The organism is Zhongshania sp., from assembly GCF_047636175.1.
Taxonomy (GTDB): Bacteria; Pseudomonadota; Gammaproteobacteria; order Pseudomonadales; family Spongiibacteraceae; genus Spongiibacter.
This window is the reverse complement of record NZ_JBLIKC010000011.1, coordinates 109,830-128,564: the sequence shown is the minus strand read 5'-3', so window position 1 is coordinate 128,564 and position 18,735 is coordinate 109,830. Positions and strand designations below refer to the sequence as shown.

General features: G+C 46.6%; 13 protein-coding genes. 9 read left to right on the top strand and 4 right to left on the bottom strand.

What is annotated here, in order from left to right; all coding sequences use genetic code 11:
• The 6 genes from ACI955_RS08785 to ACI955_RS08760 form a co-directional block, all read left to right on the top strand.
• Positions 1 to 977: TonB-dependent receptor domain-containing protein (locus ACI955_RS08785; protein ID WP_415243364.1), on the top strand; the 977-nt coding region annotated here is incomplete at its 5' end.
• 531 nt (positions 978 to 1,508) lie between these two features.
• Positions 1,509 to 3,065, top strand: coding sequence for a sulfatase (locus tag ACI955_RS08780; RefSeq protein ID WP_415243363.1), 1,557 nt, complete (start codon positions 1,509 to 1,511; stop codon positions 3,063 to 3,065).
• A gap of 121 nt (positions 3,066 to 3,186) precedes the next feature.
• The gene (locus ACI955_RS08775) at positions 3,187 to 3,777 is read left to right on the top strand and encodes a gluconate 2-dehydrogenase subunit 3 family protein (RefSeq protein ID WP_415243362.1); all 591 of its coding nucleotides are present in this window, start codon (positions 3,187 to 3,189) and stop codon (positions 3,775 to 3,777) included.
• Positions 3,778 to 3,824: 47 nt separating this feature from the next.
• A complete protein-coding gene (locus tag ACI955_RS08770) occupies positions 3,825 to 5,522 on the top strand; it encodes a GMC oxidoreductase (RefSeq protein WP_415243361.1) in 1,698 nt (565 codons plus the stop codon).
• A gap of 1 nt (position 5,523) precedes the next feature.
• A complete protein-coding gene (locus tag ACI955_RS08765) occupies positions 5,524 to 5,826 on the top strand; it encodes a hypothetical protein (protein WP_415243360.1) in 303 nt (100 codons plus the stop codon).
• Positions 5,823 to 6,674 (top strand): ThuA domain-containing protein, encoded by an 852-nt coding sequence (locus ACI955_RS08760; protein WP_415243359.1) that lies wholly within the window; start codon positions 5,823 to 5,825, stop codon positions 6,672 to 6,674. Before ACI955_RS08765 ends, ACI955_RS08760 begins: the two co-directional genes overlap by 4 nt.
• Before the next feature lie 777 nt (positions 6,675 to 7,451).
• Here ACI955_RS08760 and ACI955_RS08755 read toward each other — a convergent pair.
• From ACI955_RS08755 to ACI955_RS08745, 3 genes are all read right to left on the bottom strand, one after another.
• Positions 7,452 to 8,768: an MFS transporter gene (locus ACI955_RS08755; RefSeq protein ID WP_415243358.1), complete on the bottom strand. Its 1,317-nt coding sequence runs from the start codon at positions 8,766 to 8,768 to the stop codon at positions 7,452 to 7,454.
• Positions 8,769 to 9,101: 333 nt separating this feature from the next.
• A complete protein-coding gene (locus tag ACI955_RS08750) occupies positions 9,102 to 10,157 on the bottom strand; it encodes a sugar phosphate isomerase/epimerase family protein (protein WP_415243357.1) in 1,056 nt (351 codons plus the stop codon).
• Between the two features lie 26 nt (positions 10,158 to 10,183).
• Positions 10,184 to 11,338, bottom strand: a complete 1,155-nt coding sequence (locus ACI955_RS08745; RefSeq protein WP_415243356.1) for a Gfo/Idh/MocA family protein — start codon at positions 11,336 to 11,338, stop codon at positions 10,184 to 10,186.
• Positions 11,339 to 12,129: 791 nt separating this feature from the next.
• Between ACI955_RS08745 and ACI955_RS08740 the strand changes: the two genes are divergently transcribed.
• From ACI955_RS08740 to ACI955_RS08730, 3 genes are all read left to right on the top strand, one after another.
• Positions 12,130 to 12,309, top strand: coding sequence for a hypothetical protein (locus ACI955_RS08740; RefSeq protein ID WP_415243368.1), 180 nt, complete (start codon positions 12,130 to 12,132; stop codon positions 12,307 to 12,309).
• Between the two features lie 98 nt (positions 12,310 to 12,407).
• Positions 12,408 to 13,367, top strand: coding sequence for a glucokinase (gene glk / locus ACI955_RS08735; RefSeq protein ID WP_415243355.1), 960 nt, complete (start codon positions 12,408 to 12,410; stop codon positions 13,365 to 13,367).
• A gap of 710 nt (positions 13,368 to 14,077) precedes the next feature.
• Complete coding sequence (locus ACI955_RS08730) at positions 14,078 to 16,537, top strand: TonB-dependent receptor (RefSeq protein WP_415243354.1); 2,460 nt, start codon at positions 14,078 to 14,080, stop codon at positions 16,535 to 16,537.
• A gap of 458 nt (positions 16,538 to 16,995) precedes the next feature.
• Here the strand turns inward: ACI955_RS08730 and ACI955_RS08725 are convergent, their stop codons facing one another.
• On the bottom strand, positions 16,996 to 18,498 hold the full coding sequence (locus tag ACI955_RS08725) for a cytochrome-c peroxidase (RefSeq protein ID WP_415243353.1): 1,503 nt from the start codon (positions 18,496 to 18,498) through the stop codon (positions 16,996 to 16,998).
• Positions 18,499 to 18,735 lie beyond the last annotated feature (237 nt).

Sequence of the window (18,735 nt, the reverse complement as noted above, 5' to 3'; positions counted from 1 at the left end):
GTGTTGCCTTTACACAAAACGATGCTACCGAGATAAACGTCGCCGAAAGCGATACCAGTGTTGCTGAAACCACTATTACCGACGAAACCATTATCGGTACGATGTCCTTGAGTTACGATTGGTCAGATAGCCGGACGCTTTATACAACTGTATCAACAGGATATCGAGGCGGTGCCTTTGATTTGTCCGACAGCGACCTTGAAGCGGCTTTCAGCGACCCTGTCGACCCTGAAACGGTTCAGTCAATAGAGTTGGGTAGTAAATCACGCTTTTTTGATAACCGATTGGAAGTCAATGTTGCGGTTTTTCAATCCATCTTTAAAGACTTTCAAGCACAGATAATCGATGTTGGTAACTCCGATGATCCAACCGTACTTGTGCCGTCGACAAAGTTCCGAACTGATAACGCCGGTGAGCTAGAAACGAGTGGTATAGAAATCGACTTTAAGGCTCAGCCGTTTGAATCACTGTTTTTGCTTGGTTCGCTGCTCTACAACAACGCAGAGTTTAACGAATTTGTGACTCAGTGTTTTGTTGGCCAGGCACCCGGTGAAAAGGGTGGAGTAGATGTTGATAACGACGGTAGCTGCGATTTACAGGATGTATCAGGTGGAGCCTTACCCAATGCGCCTAAGAAAAGTGTGTCGCTTAGCGCGCGTTATGAGAAAAACTTCAACAATTTCGCTAGTCATGGTTATATTCAATTAGGCGGGCGCTGGTTTGATGACATTCAATTTAGCGCAGAACAACATCCGTTGGCTATTCAAGAGTCTTACTCGATATGGGATTTGCGACTCGGATGGCAAGGAATGCAAGATCGACTTGAAATTTCTGGCTATGTTAAAAACCTATTTCGTCAAAGTTATGTTGTTGGTTTTTTCCCCCTCAGTTTAGTCAATGATCGCCGCGATATTGCCCATTTTCTTCCTATGGATGCGGACCGGACGTTTGGCGCTAGCGTTAGTTATAATTGGTAATGAGATGTTAGTGGGGGTTAAGTAAAAAATCCTCGCCAATGACCTTTGCAGATAAAGTAGAGAAAAGCTAAACGTATTTCTGATGCCTACCACGCGTAGGTTTGCCACCAACACTTCAGAAAATTACTGAAGTGTTGGTGGCAAACTCCGCATTATCGAGCGTGGTAAATATACGAGGCTACAGAATATACTAGAGTTTATTTTGAGAATGAAAAGCAGTTTGCTCTGGTTCCAATATATCCACGCATCTATCGCGTTATTGATCATCTGGTTAGCGTTATGCCAGTAACACGCTGATATTTAGAAGTGTTAAATTATATTTGTTCGCGCTGTGACGCGGTCACTAATAAGTAAGCCCGTTAAGTGAGTTCAATAGCTGTTTTAAGTGGAAATAAGAACACTCACTATTTCTCTAGCTAAGGTTAGTGAGCGTAAGATAGGGCCGCTCATCGGCAGTTAATAAGCTACCTTAACGTTAGTTGGGTATGTAGCCTTATCTCTAAATAAATCCTGTTTGTATAGAGAATAATAATGACTTATTTGTTGACTAAAAAAACCTTAAAAGCGGTATTCCTAAGTACGTATTATCTGATCGCTATGCTGCCGGTAGTGGCAAGCGCCGCTACTGAATCCGACGGTAAATATACGGATCATCAGCACAGTGAGGCGCTTAATCCACCGAATATCATCGTGATTTTGGCTGATGATCTTGGTTATGGTGATATCAGCAGTTTTGGCGCCGAATCCATTAGTACCCCGCGAATTGACCAGCTCGCCGAGGCTGGAATAAAGCTGACGCAGTTCTACGCCGCAGCGCCAGTGTGTACTCCTTCAAGAGCAGGCTTAATGACGGGTCGCTACGCAGCGCGCATGGGTATTGGCCATGTTTTTATGTATGACGCACCAGAGGGCATGCCATCATCTGAAATTACCATTGCCGAGCAGCTTAAAAAAGTAGGTTATCACACGGGTATGGTCGGCAAATGGCATTTGGGTCATCAGGACCGATATATGCCGTGGAATCAGGGGTTTGATGAGTTTTATGGCGTGCCCTTCAGCAATGACATGGCTAATTTTTTCTTTTACGAAAATCAGGAGATGATACCTGAGCCTATTGATCAGCGTTATTTAACCAAGCGCTATACTGAAAAAGCCGTGGATTATATTGAGCGTCACGCTGGGGCGCCATTCTTTTTATACCTCGCTCATAGCATGCCCCACGTACCTCTTTATGTATCGCCAGAATTTGAGGGAAGCTCCAACGGCGGGTTGTACGGCGATGTGGTGCAAGAGCTTGATTGGAGCGCCGGTGAAGTCGTTGATAAATTACGCCAACTGAATTTACTGGACAATACTATAATTGTATTTTCCTCAGATAATGGTCCATGGTTAGCAATGGGTGATCATGGCGGCTCGTCAGGCGGGCTGCGTGATGGCAAGGGCTCTACATTTGAGGGTGGACAGCGAGTCCCGACGGTTATTCATTGGCCAGCGCAGATTGCGGGGGGTCGTATTGACGATACCATTACCAGCTTACTAGATTTAATGCCGACTTTTTCGGCGATTGCGGGTGTTCCTCTGCCAGAGGATAGGGAAATTGATGGTGCCGATATTACACCCGTTTTGATTGGCGATGGCGTGCCCAATAAAAGACACTTTTTTTATAATTCAGGGTTTACAGCAGATATTGTTGCTTACAGGAACGGCGACTGGAAATTAAAACTACCGCAGTCTGGCTATCCAAAATTTCTTGAACCGATACTAAAATTAAATCTATTTTCCCACGATTTACTCCTATTTAACCTCAATGATGACCCGTTTGAAAAAAACAATATTGCGGCGGATTACCCAGATCGTGTGGTGGAAATGCAGCACGATATTGACGAATTCAAAAAGAATATTTCCGCTACTAACTCTCGTGCATTATTGATGCGCTCTACTAACTCAGATAAGACTGGCTATGGCCCATTTTTAGTAAAGGCAGGTGTTTTGACATTGCTGTGCATAGTGGCTCTTATGGCACTGATTTACCTTCTCTATCGCGGGTTGAAGGCGGTTATTATAAAGGTCGTTAAAGAAAAGGAATGAGGTACTTTTGGCACACTATTGAGAGAGCCATTTTTAAAGTCCGATCTGCTAATAAGTTCAGCATATAAATAAAGGCCATAAACCGGTTAAAACACATTAAATATCAGTGTGAGGAGATGTTATGAACCGAAGAGAATTATTAAAAAATGCTGCTATTTTATTGGGCGGTATGAGCTCGGCATCTGTTGTTAATGCGTTTCTAAACGGAGTTGATGGCGGGATTAATATCGTCACACAGCGATTTTCTATTAGCCAAAAGAAAATGACGGCAGCACTTGCTGAGATGATTATACCGCGCACTGATACACCAGGGGCTATAGATGCGGGTGTGCCTCATTTTATTGAATTAATGGTGTCTGATTGGTATACCGATCGTGAACGCAAAATTTATTTTGACGGACTGTCGCTACTGAATGTTTTTTGTCATAAGCAATATAAAGCGGACTTTCTTAACGCAACACCGGAGCAAAAGATTAAGGCGCTTGAGTATGCTGAGCACGATAGTGAAGCGTATACACCGGTAAAATCTAAAAATCCACTCAGTAAAGACGAGGATGAGGACAAACCATTCTTCATGAAATTAAAAGAGCTGACAGTATTGGGGTATTACTCATCGGAAGAGGGTGCGACCGAAGAACTCAAATATAATCCAATGCCAATGCGTTACGGTGATATTGACCTCGTTGATGTGGGAAGGCAGTGGTCATCATAGTTAAGGATCGGTATTCAATTCCAGTCAATGAATAGAGGGCGTGTGGCATGAGCGGTAAAAATAATTTTGATGCCATTGTGGTGGGGTCGGGAATTTCGGGTGGGTGGGCTGCAAAAGAGCTTACTGAGAAAGGTCTGACTGTATTGTTACTAGAGCGCGGCGCGCCGGTACAGCATGGTGCCGACTATAAGTCTGAGCACCTGCCGCCCTGGAAAATCCCATTTGCCGGAAAGCCATTGCGAACCTTGTACACGGAAGAATACCCAATTCAAAGCAAAAGTTATGCTTTTGATGAGACCACCCGTAAATTTTTTAATAACGACAAGGAAAATCCTTACGTTTACGACAAAGATAAACCCTTCGAGTGGGGGAGAGCCAATGTATTAGGGGGGCGTTCATTGCTATGGGGTAGACAGGTCTATCGCTGGAGTGATTTAGATTTTGAAGCCAATAAAAAAGATGGTCATGGAATCGACTGGCCAATTCGGTATAAAGATATAGCGCCCTGGTATTCTTATGTTGAAAAATTTGTGGGCGTCAGTGGTGAAAAATTAGGCTTAGCACACTTACCTGACGGTGAATTTCAGCCGCCAATGTCGATGAATATAGTCGAAAAAAAGATAAAACAATGTATTGAAGAAAAATTCTCTGAGCGGAAGATGACCATTGGACGCTGTGCAGTTCAAACCGAGGCTAAGAATAATCGCGGTGCTTGTCACTACTGCGGTCCGTGCCAGCGAGGGTGCTCAGTAGGGGCTTATTTTAGCAGTCAGAGCTCAACCCTGCCCGCAGCTGAAAAAACGGGCAATCTTACTGTTCGCACAAATAGTGTTGTTGAGGGTTTGGATTATGACCTTGAAACGAAAAAGGTTTCGGGGGTCCGAGTGATCGACGCCAATAATCAGTCAAAAGCAACGTATCAGGCCAAGCTGGTCTTTCTTTGTGCTTCTACTATCGCCAGTACCCAAATACTACTTAATTCCCGTTCAGAAGATTTCCCCGAGGGTTTGGCCAATAGTAGTGGTGTGCTGGGTCGTTATCTAATGGATCATACGTCGGGCTTTGGTGCGCATGGAATTATGCCTGGCTACCTTGATAAATATACTATCGGCAATCGACCTAATGGTACGTATATTCCTCGCTTTAGAAATCTGAACGAACAAGGTACTGATGTAGATTTTGTTAGGGGTTATGGTTATCAAGGTGGCGCAAGCCGCATGGACTGGAAATCTATGTCGACCCAAATTAAGGGGTTTGGCCCACGCTTTAAGCAGGCAATGCGCGCGCCGGGGCCATGGATAGCCTATCTTAGTGGCTTTGGAGAGCACCTGCCAAATATGGATAGCCGCGTCATATTAGACCAACACAAGAAAGACCGTTTTGGTATCCCGCAAGTTAGTTTTGACAGCGTTTATGGCGCCAACGAAAAAAAGATGAATAAAGACATGATGGCTCAAGCTCAGGAAATGTTGAGTGCTGCTGGGGCAATTAATGTCAGCACCTTTGACAGTGGCGCCGCGCCGGGGAGTGCTATTCACGAAATGGGAACGGCGCGAATGGGTGATAATCCCGCTGAGTCAGTTCTTAATCGCTGGAATCAGACGCATGACGTGAATAATCTATTTATTACCGACGGCGCCTGCATGACATCGTCTTCTTGTGTTAATCCATCAATTACCTATATGGCGTTAACCGCTCGGGCAGTGGATTACGCCGTTAAGCAATTACAGGCAGGAAATATTTAGTATGAAAACAAAATCAATGCTTAATATTTTTACCGGTATTGGTGCGCTAGTAACCGTGCTTAGCTTTTTGTGGTGGGCCTTGGTGTATCATTTTGTTAGCAAGCAAAATGGTGAAAGCATGTGGTCTTCTGTGAATTGTCTGTACTCAATAAGTACTGATTGTAACTTCCTGCGGGCAATGGGTTGGTTGCGCGGAGTCGATCCTTATGAGCCCTTGTTGTTCTGGATGGGATTGATGATGTTACTGATTTCGCGACTAGTAATGTCTTCATTAAAGAAAGACTCATTGGTTGAATTGAAATGAGTAAAAATAAAAAAATAATCTTGCTGATTATAGTACTACTTACCGTTAGCGCAGGACTCTTTGTTGGTAATTTCGTTACTGACTTTAAGCGTGAACAGCCACAGATGTTTGCTGATCCGGTTTTTGATTCAACGCAGCCAGTATTTAAACTGGATGAGCGCCGTTTTACAGTATTGGTCTTTTCAAAGACCAATGGCTTTCGTCACCACGACGGGATTCCTGCCGCCAATGAGCTGTTGGCAACTATGGCCGCTGAGCAGCAGTGGGCAATAGCCTTTACTGAGAATGGTGCAGCCTTTAACGCGATTCAGCTCGCTCGGTTTGATCTGGTGATTTGGAATAATGTTACAGGGCCGGCTTTAACCAGTGATCAGCAGCGAGATTTTGAGGAATACATTAATAGTGGCGGTGGCTATTTGGGTATTCACGGGGCTGGTGACGGTTCTCATAAAGCATGGCCTTGGTATGTGAATAAGGTCCTTCGCAGTCAATTTACGATGCATCCGCTGTGGCCGCAAATTCAGAGAGCCACGCTTAATGCTGAAAACAGTAAACATCCTGTTATGGACGGCTTGCCAGCGCAATGGTCTATGGTTGATGAGTGGTACAGCTTTGAAAGCAGTGTTAGAGCTAATGACAGTCTCGTACTGCTGACCGTTGATGAAAATACTTACGATCCAAATTTTTGGGCAATGGGCGCTGACCATCCGCTGGTATGGTCTCATTCAGTGGGAGAAGGGCGTGTCGTTTATGCTGCGCCCGGACATACTAAAGCAGTTTATCAGGATGTGCGTTATCAGCAGCTGATCTTAAATGCGATTTATTGGGTTGGTGGCGAAAAGCCCTGACGGGTTTATACGGTGCAGCGTTCCACCAGAGATAAGCTGTCTAGTACCGTAGTTATAACGATTCTAAATCCGCAGTTTTATACAACATTTTGTCTGACAGAGTGAGGTAAGGTCGCAGGAAGACGGTACAGCTGTAGCAAAGCTTAAAATGCACTACTTGCAGCTTGATACGGACGTTATTAATCCTGACCTAATCTTCGCACCAATCAAACTGCAAGACATCTCCTAAGGTGAACTATCGTGGTGCATAGACATACCTCGCGGATAGCCTCTTAGGATCGCCCCAGGCTTGCCTTCACTAGCGGGCGAAGTCGACAACTAGATTGTATGAGCAGGTATAGCCAATGAAAATCAGAGCTCGATAAAGTAGCTTCCCTCTGCGGTGTTCTTTGCATGGCGCCAAGATTCTCGAAGTAGCCAGCTAGTTAGCGTTTCTCCGTAATCATCAATATTTTTGGGTTTTTATGAGCTGGGTAGGCTGCCACAGTCACTTGGTAAGCGAAGTATTTATGAATAGTGTTACAGGATAAGCCTGTGCGGCTGGCAATGGCCTTGATCGGCTTTCCCTCGCGGAAATGCCAGCGTTAAATCACCTTGAATAATGCCACGTCTATCACTCCTGAATTCCCCCGCAGTCGTCCTGCGGGAAAGTGTTAAACGTGGTCAAAACTCGATGTAAATACGGGTACATAATGGCTCAGTATTGGATACCAATTAACTAATATGGTCCACGCGTGCTAAAACTCAACGGTAACGTGTTATCAGATATATTTTTAATCATGAATTATCTGAAACAGCTTGTCGTATTTTCGTGTCCACATTTTTACGATCAACCAGCCAGATTATGCCAAAAATCGGTAATAGTAACAGCGGTATAAAGGCGACTGACTGGAAGGATTCTACCGAGGCATAACGTACCACTTCAGTCATAGCTTCGGGTGAAAGCTCAGCTAATTTATCTGCACCACCGGCGGCACTGGCTTTGGCCGCATCGAAAATTCCGCCCATATGGGGCAGTACAAACTGAATCGACATACCACCCGCAAAGCCCATTAAACCCATTGCCATGGCGCCGCCGCGGGGAAAACGTTCTGAGGAAATGGCCAACATGGTCGGCCACAAATAGCACACGCCAACACCCCATACTGTGGCGGCTGCAAAGGCCAGTACTGGCGATGTTGCTAAACTTAGCAAGTAAAGCCCAAGCCCCGCAAATAGGCAGGAAACAAACATCAAACCGACCGCGGAAATACGTTTGGCGATTGGTCCAGCAAAGTGACGCATCACGAACATTAAGGCGCTAACGTATACAAGTAATAGAATACCCTGCATACCGACAATATTAGACAGTGCGATGTTTACCCACTGGCCCGGTGCGAGTTCTGCTGCAGATGTGAGGAACATGCAGCCCCAAAAAACCCAAAACATGGGGCGACGCAGTAGCTCGCCAAACATTTCACGATAACTGACACCATTTGCCACTCGCTCGGTAACAGGGAACTCGGCACCGGAAACCATCCATACCAACACCAGCGACGGCAGCATAAGTACCGCCATATTAAGTTCCCATGGTAGACCTGTGGCGCTAATCATTACACCTAGTAAACCACCTACTACGATACCGGCGGGCCACCAAGAATGCAGAATATTTAGTCGGTGGGTTTTCTCTTCTGGGTACAGTGCAGCAACCATGGGGTTAGATGCCGCCTCTACGGCGCCCCAACCGAGGCCGGTAAGTAGTAAGCTAATTAATACAATGGCGTGCACACTGTCGCCTTGGGGATCGTAGGCCGCCGCCATTAGACCGAGGGCGCCCGCGACGTAGCCGAGCGCTGATAGCAATAGCATGCGCTTCATGCCGATAAGGTCGACGAGCGCGCTGCCAAACAGTAGCGTGAGTGCAAAGCCGGTAAAGGTTGCCCCGAGTGCCTCGCCAACCATCGCTGCAGAATTGGCAAGATCAATAAAATTAAAAATTTCGGTCTGCAGATAGCCAGCAATATTGGCGCGTACGGCAAAACCCAAACCAATCATAAAAATGGATAGATTGCCTATGAGGTAAAGGCGGCGGCGGTCTATGTGTGTGTTGTTCATACGTTCACTTCCATTATTATTAATCTAATTTTTTATTCGGTAATATTTAAAAACTGATCGTCATCGCGCTCAGGGTATCTTGGCGCAGCAGTTGCCAAATTGCAGCGACATCAGGTATGTCCCGACCGCTGCCGGGAAATTGAATGATGAATATTATTGGAGTTGAGTTTTTTAAAAACCCAAGCAACTGACGTTGCCCTGCTTGATATATAGCTCGACCAGTAAAGAAGGCTTAATGATAGCGTTTGTTTTGTTAGCGGTAACTGCAGATAAAAGCTGCACGTTTTGCTGGCTCTTACTACTGAACTTAAATAGGGGTTATTGAACATTGCCTTAGTCCAGCCCTAATATTCTTAAATTGGCGGCTTCGTTATGAGCGCCGCCAGCGAAGTCGTCAAAGGCTTTGTCGGTGGTACGAATAATGTGGTGATTAATGAAATCCACACCTTCGCAGGCACCGTCTTCAGGATGCTTGAGGCAGCACTCCCATTCTAATACCGCCCAGCCATCGAAATTATATTTGGCGAACTGACTAAAAATACCGTTGAAATCGACTTGGCCATCTCCCAGCGATCGGAAGCGACCGGGACGATCTTTCCAGCCTTGGTAGCCACCATAAATACCGCTGCGGCCATTGGGATTGAACTCGGCATCTTTTACATGAAACATCTTGATGCGGTCGTGGTAGTAATCAATGAACTGAATATAGTCCAGTTGTTGTAATACGAAGTGGCTGGGGTCGTAAAGAATATGGCAGCGAGGATGGTTGCCCGTCGCTTCCAAAAAGCGCTCAAAGGTTACGCCATCGTGCAAATCTTCACCTGGGTGAAGCTCATAACAGAGGTCTACACCGGCAGCGTCAAATGCGTTAAGAATAGGCAGCCAGCGCTTAGCAAGTTCTTTGAAACCTGTTTCAACCAAACCCTCGGGTCGCTGGGGCCACGGGTATATGGTGTGCCAGAGTAGGGCGCCAGAAAAAGTGGCGTGTGCTGTTAAGCCTAAATTTTTACTGGCCTTGGCGGCGAGCATTAATTGCTCGACAGCCCATTCTTGGCGAGCTTTGGGGTTGCCGCGTAAATGCGCGGGGGCAAATCCGTCAAACTGCTCATCGTAAGCCGGGTGGGTTGCCACTAGCTGGCCTTGTAAATGGGTAGACAGTTCAGTGATCTGAACACCATTTTCCGCACAAATCGCGCGCAGCCCGTCACAGTATTCCTTGCTTTCAGCGGCTTTGGCTAGATCAATTAAACCAATTTCCCACGTGGGGATCTGGACACCTTTGTAGCCGAGATCACTCGCCCATTTAGTGATGTTGGCGAGCGTATTAAATGGGGCTTCTGGACCTGCAAACTGGGCGAGAAAAATCCCTGGCCCTTTCATTTTCGACATATTGATATCTCAATCGTTGCGGCTAATTAATAGTTGGGTAGCTTGTGCCATTTCATATTGCTGGCACTGGCGGCGACGGCGTTCTCAATAAAGCTCATACCGCGTACCGCCTCCTTTATGCTAGGGCAATCAGCGCTGCGTTCATCAAGCGCGGTACCATTTTCTGCGGCGCGGATCTGGCCGATAAAGGCCATATAGATATTGGCAAAGGCTTCTAAATAACCTTCAGGATGACCGCTCGGAGTGCGGGTATTTACTGCTGCCAGTGAGCTCAGGTAATCAGCGCCCGTTCGTAACATTTCTGTCGGCCGATCTGGCCACTTTAGCCACAGGGTGTTGGGCTCTTGTTGGCTCCATTCCAAACCGCCTTTTTCGCCGTAGACGCGGATTTTAAGTGCATTTTCTTCACCAACACTCACTTGGCTTGCCATCAAGACGCCCTTGGCGCCATTCTCAAACTTAAGCAAGATGGAGCCATCATCGTCGAGGTTGCGTCCTTCGACAAGGGCGCTGAGGTCGGCGCAAATTGCGCTGATATAGTGGCCGCTTATGTATTCGGCAAGGTTGGCCGCGTGTACACCAATGTCGCCCATGCAGCTGCTGATACCTGCTTGCGTCGGATCTAGGCGCCAAGCGGCCTGTTTATTGTCGGCATCTTCTTGGCGGTCCGCTAGCCAGCCTTGGGGGTATTCCACCACAACTTTACGAATTGCGCCGAGATCTCCCGCCGCCACGCGCAGCCGTGCTTCTTTAACCAGCGGATAGCCAGTGTAGGCGTGGCTGAGACCGTAACGCAGACCGGTTTCACTGACGATCGCGCGTAGTTTTAGTGCTTGGTCTAAATTAAAGGTTGCGGGTTTGTCTGACATCACATGAAAGCCCCCGCGCAGCGCAGCTTCGGCGACCGGAAAGTGCAAATGGTTGGGTGTAACAATGGCGACAAACTGCATGCGCTGTGTAGCAGGCAGCGCGGCCTCTGCTTTCATCATGGACTTATAGTCGGTATAGACACGGTCAGCGGCGAGGTGCAGCGCACTCCCAGAGCGGCGTGCACGTTCAGCATTGCTGCTAAAGGCGCCGCAGACCAGTTCTATCTCGCCGTCTAAGGCGGCCGCCATGCGGTGTACAGCACCGATGAAGGCACCTTCGCCGCCGCCGACCATCCCCATTCTTATTTTCACAATACTTTGTTCCTTTAATTTGTGGTCATTATGTTGTAAATGTAATGATTAACGCGGTATTCCTTCGTTATTGGCGAGTCTCTTCATTTCTTCAAGATCCTAAGCTAGGCAATCTGGCTCACTATATTAAATGTTCCTGGCATAGGTCGGCTAGAAGGGCGGTACTTAACGCGCTTTTGACTTTTAGTAAATTGTTAAAAACACTTTGTTAAGTATTCGGTAGTTTTGTGGAGCCCATTATTTATTGTCGCGATCTTATTTAAAGCCCGAGAATACCACTGCTTAATAGGATCAAAATGTAACGGTTTTCAATATAATTGTAAACGATTACATTTTACTGGTTTAATGATGCGTATCTAGTACAAAAATACCAGTACCGTAAATTCTGTGTTTTAGCGACTTGCGTGATTTTCTGAGCTCTGAGCGTGATACACCCAAGCAATAAAACGCGATGGTAACAATGATCGGCTAGAGCCAAAAGAATCTTCGAGCTACCTCTCTTAATTGCAAAAGGCGCGCAGCGCGGACGTGTCACGCAGGTGTTTGTTTTGTAGGGATTTGGCGCACGTTTTTACGGCGTTAGATTAGCATGATAAATTTATGTTAACTGTAGATTGCGGCGCCGATTTTTTAGTGAGTCTCGTTTATACCCGCAGTTTGATTGGTGCGCCGGCTACCGAAAAACATACAGCTATTACCTAGTATATCCAGCCACGGCGAAGTCATACTATTACTGAAAAGTGGTATAAACCATATGAACTTCTTTGCTGCCATAACGCGGTGGCGGAGCAATATTCAAGGTAATTGCTGGCCTGTTGTCACCAGTTCCGTTTTGTCCCACGTGGGGTGTCAATATAAGTAATGCCGGAGCTCTTCTCTCATTGCCTAATGTATCGTGCATCGGTGGAAGTTGGATGAGGCCGATATTCGAAATAAAAATTGCTAGAGGATTGAGCCGTAGGCTCGTGTAGCGGCCTGCTAAGTCTTGGTTAGTAGGCTTGTTATTAAACCGTATCGCGATTTAGCGATTGTTCTAATCGGACTGGATGTGGTCTTTGGTAGGTGAGTTGTGAATAAAACTGTGCAAATAAACAATATACCGCGAGGGGTTCGGTTAGTTGGAGATATTGGCGGAACCAATGCGCGTTTCGCTTTTGTTGAAGAGGGAAGTAAAGATTTAAATCGCATTGAAAATTTTCCCTGCGCAAGTTTTCTGCACTTTATTGATGCCATTCTTCACTATATAAAACGCAATGATATTAAAAACATCAATTGCGCTTGTTTTGCGGTTGCGGGACCCGTTGGGCAGGATTGGATCGATTTGCCCAATAACCATTGGGCTTTCAGTTGCGGTGAAATCGAGGCTCAATTGGGTATCAGGGTTAGTATTATTAATGATTTTAGCGCCCAAGCACTTTGCATTAGCGCTTTAGACGAAGCGGAATTAAGGTGGCTGGGCAGTGCGCGACCACTGTTGGCTGCGACAGTAAAAGCGGTTCTTGGTCCAGGTACGGGTTTGGGGGTATCGGCAATCATGCCCTCGGGAGATATCGTCCCCTCCGAAGGTGGTCATGTTAGTTTTGCTCCACAGTCACCTCATGAAATAGAGTTACTAAAGCAGTTGTGGACGCGTTACGAGCGAGTTTCGGTTGAGCGACTTTTGTCGGGAATGGGCTTAGCTAATCTTTACTGGGCAAATTGTCGGCTAGCGGGATTAGAGCGTGAACTTGATGCACCGGGAGTGACTGCCGGGGCGCGGGAGGGTGATGAGTACTGCCGGCTAGCAGTAGCTGATTTTTACGCGATTTTAGGTTCCGTAGCCGGTGATCTTGCCTTGACTATGGGGGCTACTGGTGGCGTGTATATATCGGGCGGGATAGTGCCAGCGATGCTTGATTTACTCGATGAAAATATCTTCAGGGCACGCTTCAATGACAAAGGAAGGTTTAAGCGCGTTTGTGAAGATGCACCATTGGCTATTATCTTGGTTGCCTACCCGGGGTTGCTTGGTTGTGTTGCTGCATTATGAACTTCCCCGACTTTACTAAACACTTTACCGGTTTATCGCCGGCATCTATTTTAGTCAAGGTGGGGTTTCGCAATGAGCTATCAACTAACGATGGCCATGCGCGGCACCGCCTGCTCTGCCGTTGAGGTTTACTGCATTTCGAACATAGTGGAATATGATGGTCGATATTTGGCGGTGCTTCACTAGGTGATTTGCGATGCATTCGGCACGAACCGGCACTCAAATCATATATTGCTAGAGAAAATAGACTCTTTTTGCATTGAGCCGTCCGCTCGCAGCGCCATTTAAAGAGTTTTTGGGAGGCAGATGCCGCTAAACGACGGTGCGGTGCCCTGAAACGGCAACACGAATAGTGCATTTCTTAGGGATATTCAAAAAGGGTATGCCGTTCGGTAGGCCCTTTTTCTAGTTCATTTTAGCTTCAGCGGTCCTCCTGCTCCTCCTCCGTTATTGTCACAAATGAAGTCCACCGCATCCTCAAACAGGGCGTAATTCGCTGGTTTGTACCGTTTTTGCCGTGCCAAGACGCGATTCCGTCCCATTACAGGGAATGCCATTTATTAAATTATATTGGCATCCTTAATAAGTAAAAGCTCTTACAGACGCGATGTGTCGTAGCGGATTAGTCTTTTGAATAGCTAATAATTAAAAATTAATGGCAAAGGAATAGTCTATCCGGACCTTCCTTCAATAAAAAAGGATGACCGCTAATGCATAGCTACCTTCGTAGAAAAATTTCGCACCAATGGTTATTAACATCGGGCTCAGCATTAATACTGACCACAATAGCATTGCCATCTGTAGCGGCAGAGCGAACTCTCGAAGAAGTTTTGGTCACGGCGACCAAGCGCGAACAATCGCTAAATGATGTTCCTGTTGCTATTTCTGCCTATGATAATGAGCAACTTAAAAACTCTCAAATTCGCGATGTGGGTGAGCTTACCGCTGTCGCCCCCTCCTTAAGTTTTGGCACTAGTGAATCCTCTGCAGGTGGTAATTTAAGCCTTCGTGGCATGGGCACCTTAGGCACCGAACCTGGTTTAGAATCCTCCGTAGGCGTTTTTATTGATGGTGTTTATAGAAGCCGTGCGGGTGTGGCCATCGATGAGCTCGGTGAAGTAGCCAGGATTGAGGTGCTTAGAGGTCCTCAAGGAACACTGTTTGGTAAAAACACCTCGGCAGGCTTAATTCAAGTTATTACCAAAGCGCCTAATTTTGAAGAAATCGAAGGCTTTGCCGAGCTTACTCTTGGTAATTACAACCTGAAACGCCTTGCGGCTGCGGTCAGCGGTCCGCTGGTTGCCGATACATTAGCCGGGCGAATTGAGGCAGTGGTCACTGATCGCGATGGTTATTTGCGAGATATTAATAGCAGCGATACCTACAATGATCGCAATCGTTATATGTTTAGAGGGCAACTCGCGTTTCGAGCCAGTGATACACTAAGCGGGCGCTTTATTGCTGACTATAGTGATCGAGACGAAATGTGCTGTGGAGCCAGTACCGCGAAAAAGGCGCTTGGTCCGCAAGATGTTAGCACCCTCACGTTAAGCAATCCCAATGATAAGGGATTACCTGAAGGCTCTGATCCCTACAGGCATGAAATTGCTGTTAGTAGTGGACGTGAATCGACAGAAGAAACAACACAGTGGGGCCTGTCGCTTGAGCTGAGCCTAGATCTTGAAAAGGCGACCTTAGTTTCAATATCCGCCTATAGGGAGTGGGAATATGTCGCAGCTGGTGAGCACATAGACTCAAGCGGTGCCGATCTTTTCTACTATGACAAAAGCAATCCCCAGCGCCGTAAATTTGAAACCCTAACCCAGGAACTGCGCTTGCAGGGATCTTGGGACGGTGGCAGTTGGATGGTCGGCGCGTTTTACGCTGATGAAGACTATGGTGGTAAATTTACCGCCCGCTACGGAGCCGACCTGAACAATTACGCAATACGTTTCTTTGCTTCAGCAGCTGATCCAAGCGGTGCAGGAACCTTCGACTATGTCACACGAACAATAGCGGGTGGCAACGCCTTCATAGCCGGTGATGGCGTGAATGATAGTGGCGGGCAAGGCTCTCAAAGTGCGTCGATATTTACACAAGAGGACTTTGATCTTACCGAACAATTATTGCTAACAGTTGGCCTGCGCTACACCGAAGAAGAGAAAAGTATTAGCTTAAACTCGATCAACGAGTTTGGCGCCGAAGGCAACCCCTGTGGCGGAGCCTTCTATAATCTTTCAACAGGCAAACCCGGGGTAACGCAGCAAGCCGTTAGTATTATTTGTGGCATTTCCGCGCTAACCCAGCCACTCCTCGCTACAGGGAATTACACTACGGATAATAGTGATGAAGAGCTAACAGGTACAGTAAAGCTGGCGTACACTTTGGCTAATGACACGCTAATATTTGCGAATGCAGCAACTGGATATAAATCGGGAGGTTTTAATCAGACCCGTCTGAGCATGAACCCTGCGGCGCCGAATGCCAATGACCTAGCCTTTGCACCTGAAACAGTGACTACCTATGAGCTGGGAGCCAAGGGTTATGCTTTTAACCGCACCATGTCTCTTAATGCCACGCTATTCTTCAGTGAATTTGAAGATTTTCAACTAGGGCAGTTTAATGGCACCACGCTAGAGACAGTGAGTGTTGATAAAGTGGAGTCTCAAGGCGCCGAGGTAGAAGGAACCTGGCTGGCAAGCGACAACCTGATGTTTACTGGTGGCGTTGTGTATACCGACAACCATTATCCTGATGATTCCAACATCGACATTGTTGCTCCTACTGACGGCGGAAATCTGCGCGCAGGCGCTCGGCTTAGTCGGAACTGGGTATCTACTGTTGGAGTGACCTGGTCAGTACCAGTAACAGATAGCTTAGTGAGTAGCTTTCATCTGGACGGTCGTTATACCAGTGACTATTCTTCCAATTCGTCATTAGGTAGCGATTTTGATGAGCCTGCCTATACCGTCTTTAACGGCAGAGTATCAATTGCGGATATTGGGCAGAATTGGTCTGTCGCCCTATGGGCCCGCAATCTCACCGACGAGGGATACACCCCTATTCAATTTGATCCGCCACCGATTCAAGGTCGGGCTGGCGCTGGGCGTATTGGCGCCTTCATTGGCGAGCCTAGAACCCTAGGAGCTAGTGCTAGGTACAACTTTTAACATCTAGATTAAAAGAAACATCGCTTGGCCCCGCATTAACGCGGGGCCTTTTTGTTTTCGAACCCTACGGCCTTTGTATGAGCAGCACAATCACGCCGCACGCTTAGTATTCTGAATTGCACAGAATTTTTATTCGCTGCCACCAGCGCTTGACAAAATAGAGTGCACCCGCCGGCTATAGAACGATCAACACACCTGCAGCTAGCACTGCTAGAATCAATGGCTAATCCATGCGGCGCACCTTACTATAAAGTTTTTCAGTGCTGTGCGGATTTAACCGATTAACAGGGAGTGGCGCTCATCAATTCCGGTTAATAATCCCGCACCACCGGCAGTGGACCAGCAGTCTTAATCTATAATTCTCAAAGCCATAGGCTCGCCTTGAGAGCATTTTTTTGTACTAAAAACACTCTCTCCAGCTACCGTCACTGATCTGAAATGAACGGGCCCCTTTGATTTTATTGAAAGCGTGCAAACACTCTTAATGAATCCGGGTCAGCCAGCGCGTCGCTAGGCACCCATTTATCTATGCAGGCGCTATCGATAGTTCCAGCAACACAAGAATCGGTAAGTGTATTCAGAAAAGCCACTAATTGAGCTACTTGCTCATCGCTTAAACTAACATTCTCAATAAGCCCAGGCTTGCCAGCAGTCCTGTCGGCATTCAGTTTTTCAAACGCTGCCTGCGTATTGCCCGTCACGTCATTACTTTGTACGCCAAGTTGGCTAACATTGTTGGCCAAAGAATAGCCGTATACTGCTGACTCCACGTCTAAATGATGCCTAACTATTCCTTCTAAAGATTCATACGCGCCACTGTGCCCGTAGGGCTTCGTCACGGAAATATTCAACAAGGTAGGCGTTCTAAAAGCGAATCTATCTGCTTCTTGTTTAGTGACTTTGAAGCGACCAAAGTCATTGGTGCCCGTGCTCCCATCGCCTTTGCCTCGACCGATTTGTGGGATAGCTAAATTATGAAATTTTTCATCCGTAAAAAAGTCTCCGCTGTGACAGCGCGCACAATTGGCGCCATCTTGTTCTTTCGAAGCATAAAACAACATCGCTCCTTTTTTCGCTTCTAAACTAATAGCATCACGCTCGCCTTCTATAAACGCTTTCCATTGATTATCGACAAACACTTGAGAACGTTCATATTCGGCAACCGCATTAAAAACATTTGCCTGGGTGATCAGTGATTCCGGCGTACCAGTGCTATCTTGATAGCCCGCTTGAAACGCTGACAACCATTCATTTTTAATAAGGTCGTTATTGTCACCACGCAAACGCGCAACGAGATAGTCACGGATCCCAGCATTATTGTATCCACTTTTATGATGACCTTTCATCTCCTCCGGAGACGTAGCCGGGAAACGTGCTTGTGCATTGGTTAAACTTGTCGCAGAAAGATCAGCGGTTTCTCTGTTAGCAGAGTCCGGCGTAAGGATGGCAGCCCCGGCACCACTAGTGCTCTCGACACGTTCAATCCGCCCATCATTAAAAATCACGCTGTCCCACATCCCAATATTAAAGATAGTTGGTACGTTTCTCGGCATAGTTGGGCCGCCGTCATAGCCGACCCCTGATGAGGCATGTTTTCGGCCGGGCCCTAGCAAAAAGGGTTCGGCGGACTCTACGCCAATCGCTAACGCTAAATTATCGCCACCGCCTAACCGAGGGTGGTGACAACTCACGCAAGCCACATCCATTTCACCGCTTAAGGCTTGAGTAAAAAATAATTGCATACCTAAGGTTACGAGCGGAGACCCTACGGTGGGTAAATCACGATTTTTACTAGGATCTCCTGTTAAAGATAGCTCAATAATCTTTGTCCTTAATTCGCGCGTTACTTGCATATCTTCAACAAAAAGGGAGTCACTTCCCTCATCGTTTTCTGAACATGCGCCAAGCAATAAGCCGGAAATTAAAAAAACACATCTAAACTTAGACATCATAAAGTCCATTTATTATCGTCTGAACCTGAACCTGAACCTGAACCTGATCGGATATTTATGGATGGCGAAATCATATAGAATTCAGGTTGTTATTTCATAGTAATTGTTGATTTTACACCGAAAAAGAAATTAAGTTATAGATTATTTTAAATAAGCCATCAGAGGTTATTTTCGGATTTCATGCCTTTAGCTATAGCCCTCTACAGCATAAGAAACACCTTTGGTCTTTATGGGGCCCTCGATACT